Here is a 2,661-nt window from a genome sequence, read left to right as displayed (position 1 = left end):
CCGCGAACCCGAACAGACCCTGCACCAGCTGGAACGAGGTGCTCGTGGGGTTGTCGCCGTCGAATGCGTGTAACCAGCCGTCCACCCGGACCTGGACATGCCCGAACAGCTGATAGGAGATCACCGCGCCGAGCGAGAACAGGCCGAGCCCGATGACGACCCAGGACGCCCGTTCGGTCGCGACATAGAGGATCACCAGGAACATGCCGAAGAAGAGCAGTGACGAACCGAGGTCCTTCTCGATGATGAGGACGCCGAGGCTGGCGAGCCAGGCGACGAGAACCGGCCCGAGGTCCCGGGCGCGCGGGAAGTGCATCCCGAGGAAGGACCGGGAGACCACGGAGAGGACCTCACGCTTGTTCACCAGGTAGCCGGCGAAGAAGATCATAAGAATGATCTTCGAGATCTCGCTGGGCTGGAAGGTGAACGGGCCGACCCGCAGCCACAGCCGGGCGCCGTTGATGGTTGCGCCGACCAGCGGCATCGCGGGCAGCAGCAGGAAGACCAGGCCGATCAATCCCGCCGTGTAGGCGTAGCGCGACAGCTCCTTGTGGTCACGGATGATCGCCAGTACCAGGACGAAGACAACGAGCGCGAGCAGCGTCCACACCATCTGCAATGGGGCGACGCCGGGTGGGATCTTCTTGCCGGCTTTCTCGGCAGCGTTTATCTTGGCCAGGTCCAACCGATAGATCATGACGAGGCCGAGGCCGTTGAGGGCCGCAACCAGCGGCAGCAGTATCGGGTCGGCGGCCGGGGCGAACCGGCGTACCGCGAGGTGCGCCATCCCCCACAGCGCGCTGAAGCCCAGGCCGTAGGCGAACACCGACAGGGTGATGTTCCCGTCGATGGCGAGTACAACGGCTGCCAGGGCGGCGGTGGCGAGCAGGCCGGCGAACAACAGCAGCGAGAGTTCCCGCCGACGGTACGGCGGCAGATCGACACCGGCCGGTACCGGGAACCGGGCGAAGGTTCCCGTGAGGTCGACCGCCTTGCCGCGAAGCGGGGGGAGAACAGTCATCCTGTGGGCGTCATCCAGGCGTCGAGACTGACGGGAGCGACGGGACGCAGTTCGGGACCGGGGTGGTGGCGCAGGGCGGTGGCGTGGTGGCAACACCGCCCAGGGTGTTCTGGGTGTCCCCGGTGGTCGTTTCCTCGACGGAGCCTGCGCCCGCCGTCGCCGTCGCCGTCAGTGGCGCCGGTGCCGCCGTCGGTGTCGTGATGGACTGGGTCGGGCTCGCGGCGTCCAAGAACTTCTCTCGCAGCCGGTCGACATACTCCTGAGCCTCTGTGAGGCTGTTGGCCGAGTAGCCTTCCGCCACCCGCTGGCGCCCATCATCGTTGAGCTCGTTCAGCGGCATAGCATGCTTCTTGAGCCGGTGCAGGGATATCCCGGCGATACTTCCCTCGACACCTTCGAAGATCGCAACCTGGTGGTCGTCAACAGCGACGTAGTACCGGCTGTGGATGTAGAACCAGCCCCAGGCGGTCGCGACGGTCAAGACGATCACTGTGAACAGGATGATGAACGCCGGCCGGGGCGGCGATCGCCGGGCGGGTGCTGATGACTCCTCGTCGACCAGGTCGTCGGGGTCCTGGTTGCGCAGCGCGAGACCGTGCCGGCCGATCCGCGCACCCTTGGCAGCCGGCGAGTCCTGCTGGTCACCGTACCGGGGGTTCGGACCGGTACGCGCGGACGCGGCCCCCGGCACGATCTCCTTCTCCGCCGCGGCGCCAGCCACCAGCGGACGGTCGTCGTCGCCGACGTCGGAGTCCACGACATCGGCGACAACGACGGTGATGTTGTCCGGGCCGCCGCCCTTGAGCGCGAGTTCGACCAGCCGGTCAACGGCTTCCTGCGGGGTCGGCAGCAGCAGCGCCTCGTGGATGGTGATCTCGGTCACGACCCCGGACAGCCCGTCGGTACACAGCAGGTAGCGGTCGTCGGGGACCGCCTCCCGGATGGACAGGTCCGGTTCGACGTCGCGGCCGTCCAGAGCACGCATCAGTAACGACCGTTGTGGATGCGTGTTGGCCTGCTCGGCCGTGATCCGTCCCTGGTCGACGAGATCCTGTACCAGTGTGTGATCGTGGGTTACCTGGTTGAGGACCTCGTGCCGCAGCAGGTATGCCCGGGAGTCACCGACGTGCAGCACACCGAGATGAGTCCCCGCAAGCAACAGGGCGGTGACCGTGGTGCCCATGCCTTCCAGCGATCCGTCTTCGATGGACATCTCGCGTAGCTGAGCATTGGCCTGGTGCACCGAGTCGGCCAGTGCCTCCAGGATCGCGCCGCTGGCGATGTCGTCGTCCAGATTGGCCAGTTGGGAGATCACGGTGGAGGATGCGACCTCCCCGGCAGCGTGACCGCCCATGCCGTCGGCTACGGCCAGTAGCCGTGCGCCCGCGTAGGCGGAATCTTCGTTGCCTTCCCGGACGTGGCCGACGTCCGAGCGAACGGCGTAGTGAAGCCTAAGGCTCACCGGTGAAGCTCCAGGACGGTTTTTCCGATCCTGACCGGCGCGCCGAGAGGAACCGGCATGGGACTGGTCACTTTCGTGCGGTCGAGGTAAGTACCGTTGGTCGAGCCCAGATCTTCGACGAACCACTGGCCGTCATGGGGGACGAGTCTTGCATGTCTCGCGGATGCGAAGTCATCCT

The 2,661-nt window shown here is 66.3% G+C and carries 3 protein-coding genes; all 3 read right to left on the bottom strand.

The annotated features are described in order from the left end of the window. Positions 1-1,021: FtsW/RodA/SpoVE family cell cycle protein (locus DD1DGNOD_RS00930; RefSeq protein WP_241255376.1), on the bottom strand; the 1,021-nt coding region annotated here is incomplete at its 3' end. Positions 1,022-1,031: 10 nt separating this feature from the next. Next, entirely contained in the window at positions 1,032-2,483 is a 1,452-nt protein-coding gene (locus tag DD1DGNOD_RS00925; RefSeq protein WP_131769224.1) for a PP2C family protein-serine/threonine phosphatase, read from the bottom strand. Beyond that, positions 2,480-2,661 (bottom strand): FHA domain-containing protein (locus tag DD1DGNOD_RS00920; RefSeq protein WP_131769223.1); only part of this gene is annotated, 182 nt, incomplete at its 5' end. The genes DD1DGNOD_RS00925 and DD1DGNOD_RS00920, both read right to left, overlap by 4 nt.

Origin of the sequence: Candidatus Protofrankia californiensis (genome assembly GCF_900634765.1) — a bacterium.
Taxonomy (GTDB): Bacteria; Actinomycetota; Actinomycetes; order Frankiales; family Frankiaceae; genus Protofrankia; species Protofrankia californiensis.
Note: the sequence above shows the minus strand (reverse complement) of the source record. Positions and strands in the feature narration are given on the sequence as shown.